This window comes from Massilia sp. DJPM01, assembly GCF_030348125.1.
Lineage (GTDB): Bacteria > Pseudomonadota > Gammaproteobacteria > Burkholderiales > Burkholderiaceae_D > Telluria_A > Telluria_A frigida.
On record NZ_JAQOZV010000115.1, the window covers coordinates 1 to 5708 of the forward strand.

A 5708-nucleotide genomic window follows, 5' to 3' on the forward strand; every position below is an offset into this window, starting at 1 on the left:
GGTTAGAGCCGCCGCCAGCTGCACTCGTGATCAAATGCACAGATGCGCGGGAGGTTAGCGCACTTACGACTCTAGCGGGAGCGGGTAGGTGCCAGAAGCGACGACTGATCCGCGTCAGATGGCCGCGCGTTCCACCCGCAGTACGACCTCCAAAAACCTATCTGGATTGTTTCATACAGGGAATATCTCTCCAGCCTTCGACAAGGAGACAAAGAGCGCGGCCGCGTGGGCTTGCCAATTCACGGACTTGGAATGACGCGGTAGGCCTTGCACGTCAATCCAAGCGGGTCGACCCAACCGACAGGATGTGGTGCATAGCGATATAAGTTCGTACCGCCCTGCAGTCTCACCGGATCTTGCGTCAGGTAGCGGCCAGCCTGAGGATCATAGTAGCGGTGCCGATTATAGTGGAAACCAGTTTCCTTGTCGGCGTATTGCCCATCGGCCTGTTCTCGTCCGCGGGGGAGCGTACGGCACCGCCGCGCCAGCCCTTCCATATCGCCGCGTCTGCGCATGCGAATGAATTCCTTGACAGGTGCGGCTCACCGCCTCCGTCTTGGTGCCGCTGTTGTTCATGACGAAGGTGTCGATATCGAGGCAAAAGTCGGCCCCGTCGCTCGTGATACTGCTGCCATTGAAGTGATCAACAGAAGTGATCAACACGTTTGTTAAATAACAATTAACAACGATTGTTGATCATAGGAAAACTCCGAGTATAATGCGCAAATCTGAGATCTTATTATTTCTTTAATATTGGCTTCGTGCCCGCACACTAATTGGAGTACACATGAAATTAGCCCTTGCCCGACATTTATTGATTGGCGTGTGTATCCTGTCGGCCCTCGCTGGCTGTGCCACCGAAAGCTCAAGGGCCGTCACACCGCCGACGGTCGCCAGCGCCAGCCGTCCTTACACGGGCGTGCGCAGCTTGATTGCAGTTGGCCGTTTCGATAACCGTTCGAGCTTTCAGCGCGGTATTTTTTCGGACGGCGTCGATCGTTTGGGCAGTCAGGCCAAGACGATTTTGATCTCGCATTTACAGCAAACTAACCGCTTCAATGTGCTCGACCGCGACAATCTTAAGCAGTTGACGCAGGAAGCCGGTTTCAAACGCCAAGGCCAGGCGATCAAGGGCGCCGACTTTATCGTCACCGGCGACGTGACCGAATTCGGCCGCAAGGAAGTGGGTGACCAGCAATTGTTTGGCTTGGCAGGCCGCGGCAAGACCCAGCTTGCCTATGCCAAGGTAACCCTCAACGTGGTCAACATCACCACGTCGGAAGTGGTCTATTCGAGCCAGGGCGCCGGCGAATTTAGCCTGTCGAACCGCGAAGTGCTCGGCTTTGGCGGCACCGCCAGCTATGACGCCACGCTCAACGGAAAAGTCATCGACTTGGCCATGCGCGAAGCGGTCGAGCGCCTTGTTGCCGGTGTTGAGAGCGGCGCTCTGGCACTACCAAAATAATCACGCCCCTCCCATGAAAATCAAATTTATCAATGCACTGGCCGTGGCGCTGGCCGCCTTCGCACTCGTTGGATGCCGAACTGCCCCGCCTTCCATTTACCAGTGGGGTTCGTACGAACCTCAGCTGAACGGGCATTTCAAGGGCGAGAGCCCGATCCAGCAAATCGTCGTGATGGAAAAACATTTGCAAACCGCCAGCACGCACGGCAAACAAGTTCCCCCTGGTTTCCACGCCCATCTCGGTATGCTCTATTCGATCGCTGGCAGGCCAGACCAGGTCGCCGCCCACTTCCAGGAAGAAAAGCGACTCTTCCCGGAATCGGAACCATACATGAATCGTCTACTTGAGACTCTTGGCAAGGGGGGGCACTAATATGTCGAAACGAATGCTAAAGCTGGCCGCCTTGATCGTGCCGGCAGTATTGAGTGTCGGTTGCGCCACGCAGCACGCCACGCCTTACGATTACAGCGCATTTGAGGCGAGCAACCCGCACCCGATCTTGGTGCTACCACCCGTGAATAATTCGCCGGACGTGAAGGCGACCTTTAGCGTGTATGCGCAGGTCACGCATCCCTTGGCCGAAGCCGGCTATTACGTCTTGCCCGTTGCCGTGGTCAACGAAACGTTCAAACAAAACGGCTTGACCAACGCGACCGACATTCACAATGTTGACCCGAAAAAACTGCAGCAGATTTTCGGCGCCGATGCAGCCCTGTATTTGACCATCACGCAGTACGGCAGCAGCTATAAGGTCATCAGCAGTACCGTTACGGTGGCGGCCGAAGCCAAGCTGGTGGATTTGAAAACCGGTGAGCTCTTGTGGAACAACAAGGTCGTTGTTGTCGACAACGGCAATCAGGGCAATGCCGGAGGCGGCATCGTCGGCGCTTTGGTCCAGGTGGCGGTCAAGCAAATCCTCAATTCCGCGCTCGATACGTCCTATACAGTGGCGCGTACGGCAAACGAGCGCCTGTTGGCAGGCGGCCAGATGAATGGCCTGCTGTATGGTCCGCGTTCGCCGAATTACAAGGGGCGCAATGGCGCACTCCCAAGCGCCACGGCGCCGCAGCCCAAGGCCAAGCCAGCTGCCGCGCCAGCCGTTGTGAACGCGAGCACCTCGCCGGTCGCCGCACTGGCTGTCTCCCAGACCAGCACCGCGCCGGTCGCACCGCCACCAGCGCCAGTCGCCGCAGCACCGGCAATGCCAATAGCACCTGCAACGATCGCGACCGTCGTGCCGCCAGCGCCACCCGCTGCAATGGCAAGACCGACTGCGGTGGCGCTTGCGCCCCAAGCTGCGGCGGTGCCTGCGGCGCAGCTGAGTGGACCAGAGCGGCGCTACGCGGAAGTGCTGCGCCTCGGTCAGGCCCAGCACGCGGCACTGGACCCGACATCGAATTGGTATCGCCCCGATGTGTACGAATGGGTCATGGAGCGCAAAGCCGAATTCATCGCCGCCGGCCATGCTCCTGACGTCGCATTGAAGCGCGCAATTGCAACAATGGAGAGCAACTGATCCCCGCGCGCGAATGAGGTGTCCTATCCGACTTCGCGCGCCTGGAAAGAATTCACCTGTTCTTGCTATCTGCACTGTTTGTTTGCCTGCAGCGCGCAGGCCGAAATGTGTCGCCCTCATTCAGGGGGGGCCCTGGCTTCTTTCACGAGCAGGGCTTCAGAGATTTCAAGCTGTTCTGCTGTAGCGGCGATGCGCTTTCCATTTTCAGCACGTCATGCCTTTACGAGTAGCTGGGTTCATCGTCCTGGCCCGGGCGCTACTAAATATCCGACAAAGCCTTGACCGAGATTTGCGATCAGCTCGTCAGCCGTGACGCTGGGTTCAACGTGCCAGATCGAACTTGGGTCCAGCGCATACGTTTCAATCGAACAGCTTGCGCTCAGTATTGCGAAACGCAGCGCCCGCTCCGGCAACTCGTGCCTAATCTCATGTCGATGGGCGAGCAAGATATCGACAAGCAAGTCGACGTTGGCTGCTATGCTGGAGCGTGCAGCAGCAATAAATCCCTCGTCGCAATCCCCATCGATAAACCGCGACAAGGCGCGCAGGAAGCGTGGATGCCGCTGGTACTGCGCCAACAGCAAGTCCATCAGCCTTTCGGCGGAAGCCATTAGCGACTCACCCAGTACTTGCGCGGCCATGGTCTCACGATTGTGTTGCTCGCTTCGCATAAGCGCATGCAGGAAGGCCGCCCGGAGTAGGGCATTCTTGTCCACAAAGCGGCGGTACACGTTTGCCGGTGCCATGCCAGCCGCCTCGGCAATACGAGGAATGAGCGCACCGTCCAGGCCCTCCTCGTCGAGCAGGCTGATGGTGGCGTTGAGCAATCGTTCCACCGTGGCGCGGCTGCGGTCCTGAAGGGGTTCGCGAATAGATTTCATCCCGTCAGTATAGACAAACACATCACAATATGCGAAAGTGAATTCACGTTCACATTTTGGGAAAAAGCCATGATTCCTACCCCATCGTTCTGGCAATCGGTCTTGGTGGCAGTAGTAATTGCCGCCCTGCTCAGCGATGCACCTCGGATCCGTCGACTGAAACAGGCGACGAGCGCAGCCGCTCGCCTCTCGGCCTTCCGATCTACAACTGTATGCTTGTGGAGTGCTGCACTTCTCGCACTGTTCCTGGCATGGCCCCATGACCTCTTTGCGGTACCGACGACGGGCAATGCAATGGGATGGCTGCTGGGAAGTCCTGCGATGTCGACCGGGGCGACGGTTTTGACGGCCCTGTATTTTGCTGCCGGTCTCGGACCGGGCATACATTGCATGCTGCAGAGCGCAGTACGTCCGAAGTACCGCGCCGCCCTGCTGTCGCTCGAATACATGCTGCCGGTCTCGTCGCACGAACGGCGCTGGTGGGTCGCGGTCAGCATTTCGGCGGGTGTGTGCGAGGAAGTGTTTTTCCGCAGCTTCTTGCCGCAATTTCTGACGGGACAATTGCACGGCAGCTGGACGCTCGATCCGACCGTGGCATGGCTGGTGAGCGCAGTCGCCTTCGGAATGTGCCACTTTTACCAAGGTGTGGGCGGCATCGTGCGGACCACGATTGGGGCGCTCCTGCTCAGCCTGGCGGCGATCCTTTCTGGAAGCATTTTGCTACCGGTGGTACTACACCTGCTGCTCGACCTGGCAATCCTGCCGCTGTATCGCCCCCTGCTCGACAATCCGGCAAAGGCTGCGCGACCAGTAACGGGCGAAACATGAAAGGGGATGGGCCGCCAGGTTCAGTTCCGATATTCGTACGCGTGCTCATCAATACCCCGTAACAAGCGCCAGCCGAACGCACGCGGGGTCTGTGCGACATCTATCCTGACACAGGGGGATCTTAGACCAACCTGCATTCCCTCCGATCCGGAGCGCTGGTCCGCCAAAAGCAAAACATCGCTTCCGTATCAATTGGAATGGGTCAAGCACTACACCGACAAAGCATATGTTTGCCGGACCTGCGGCACTTCCTGCGTTTTTACTGCGCAGGATCAGATGTATGCCTACGAGGTTAAAAAGGCTTACATCGACCAACAACGCACGCTGTGCAGGCCGTGCTGGAACCATTCAAATGACATCGCAGCACAGCTCCGGTCTTGTGCAAGCAAATGGGCGGAGGAAAAAACCTCCTTGAACAACAACGTCGCGTTTCTGACCGAATGGCTGGAACTCCTGAAACAACGTGAGCGCTACATTTTCACAAATCCGGACACCGCCCAAAAGAACATGTTGATCAAGCTGATTCGCCAAGCCGCTGTTCCTGCGGTCCCGAGCTTGCGCTGTGCCCCGTCTTAATCATCCGCGGCAGGCGGCGGATACAGCATCGGCTCGATATCCCACATGCGCCCATCCTGTTTGCGCCACGTCAGCTGGCCGATCAATTCCCCTTCAGGGTCGTACAGCCGGATATTTGCCGGCGCATAGACGCCGGGGCCAGGCCCGCAGCCCGAGCCAATGTGAATCCGGGCTTCGATGAAACCGTAGTCGCACTGCGCGTGCTTCAGGAGAGGCTGGGCCACGTCCATCCACTGAAAACGCGATCCTCCGCAACAGAGCGCCCGGGCCGGATGACGGCGTCCCGTGCGCCAGCGCAGCTGGTCACCGAGTTCCCGTAGCGCATCCGGCGCCTTCATGTACGCGGTATACGCCGGATACTCGACTGGCTGGCCGGCACGCGCGGCGCCGTACGCACCTTCAAATGCCCTCAGAGGAGCAATGTCCTCCGCCACGCACACG

The 5708-nt window shown here is 58.4% G+C and carries 7 protein-coding genes and 1 pseudogene; 5 read left to right on the forward strand and 3 right to left on the reverse strand.

Annotated features, from left to right (window positions below):
• Positions 1-239: 239 nt before the first annotated feature.
• Positions 240-515, reverse strand: a complete 276-nt coding sequence (locus tag PO883_RS33540) for an RHS repeat-associated core domain-containing protein (protein ID WP_308606817.1) — start codon at positions 513-515, stop codon at positions 240-242.
• A gap of 272 nt (positions 516-787) precedes the next feature.
• Between PO883_RS33540 and PO883_RS33545 the strand changes: the two genes are divergently transcribed.
• From PO883_RS33545 to PO883_RS35320, 3 genes and pseudogenes are all read left to right on the forward strand, one after another.
• Complete coding sequence (locus PO883_RS33545; RefSeq protein ID WP_289313652.1) at positions 788-1465, forward strand: CsgG/HfaB family protein; 678 nt, start codon at positions 788-790, stop codon at positions 1463-1465.
• A 13-nt stretch (positions 1466-1478) separates the two neighbouring features.
• Positions 1479-1838: a DUF4810 domain-containing protein gene (locus PO883_RS33550; RefSeq protein WP_289313653.1), complete on the forward strand. Its 360-nt coding sequence runs from the start codon at positions 1479-1481 to the stop codon at positions 1836-1838.
• Position 1839: 1 nt separating this feature from the next.
• Positions 1840-2493: pseudogene (locus tag PO883_RS35320) on the forward strand (DUF799 domain-containing protein); the annotation flags it as partial.
• A 725-nt stretch (positions 2494-3218) separates the two neighbouring features.
• Here PO883_RS35320 and PO883_RS33560 read toward each other — a convergent pair.
• On the reverse strand, positions 3219-3863 hold the full coding sequence (locus PO883_RS33560) for a TetR/AcrR family transcriptional regulator (RefSeq protein ID WP_289313654.1): 645 nt from the start codon (positions 3861-3863) through the stop codon (positions 3219-3221).
• A gap of 69 nt (positions 3864-3932) precedes the next feature.
• Here PO883_RS33560 and PO883_RS33565 point away from each other — a divergent pair, with 69 nt between their 5' ends.
• Complete coding sequence (locus tag PO883_RS33565) at positions 3933-4691, forward strand: CPBP family intramembrane glutamic endopeptidase (RefSeq protein ID WP_289313655.1); 759 nt, start codon at positions 3933-3935, stop codon at positions 4689-4691.
• Positions 4692-4697: 6 nt separating this feature from the next.
• Complete coding sequence (locus tag PO883_RS33570) at positions 4698-5267, forward strand: zinc-ribbon domain containing protein (protein WP_289313656.1); 570 nt, start codon at positions 4698-4700, stop codon at positions 5265-5267.
• On the opposite strand, the gene PO883_RS33575 is transcribed toward PO883_RS33570, so the two are convergent.
• Positions 5264-5708 (reverse strand): hypothetical protein (locus tag PO883_RS33575; RefSeq protein WP_289313657.1); only part of this gene is annotated, 445 nt, incomplete at its 5' end. The two genes, PO883_RS33570 and PO883_RS33575, sit on opposite strands and share 4 nt — an antisense overlap.

What these genes read in the sequence shown, in the direction of transcription:
- PO883_RS33540 (WP_308606817.1), bottom strand. Translation starts at nt 515, where the DNA reads ATGCGCAGACGCGGCGATATGGAAGGGCTGGCGCGGCGGTGCCGTACG.
- PO883_RS33545 (WP_289313652.1), top strand. Translation starts at nt 788, where the DNA reads ATGAAATTAGCCCTTGCCCGACATTTATTGATTGGCGTGTGTATCCTG.
- PO883_RS33550 (WP_289313653.1), top strand. Translation starts at nt 1,479, where the DNA reads ATGAAAATCAAATTTATCAATGCACTGGCCGTGGCGCTGGCCGCCTTC.
- PO883_RS33560 (WP_289313654.1), bottom strand. Translation starts at nt 3,863, where the DNA reads ATGAAATCTATTCGCGAACCCCTTCAGGACCGCAGCCGCGCCACGGTG.
- PO883_RS33565 (WP_289313655.1), top strand. Translation starts at nt 3,933, where the DNA reads ATGATTCCTACCCCATCGTTCTGGCAATCGGTCTTGGTGGCAGTAGTA.
- PO883_RS33570 (WP_289313656.1), top strand. Translation starts at nt 4,698, where the DNA reads ATGGGCCGCCAGGTTCAGTTCCGATATTCGTACGCGTGCTCATCAATA.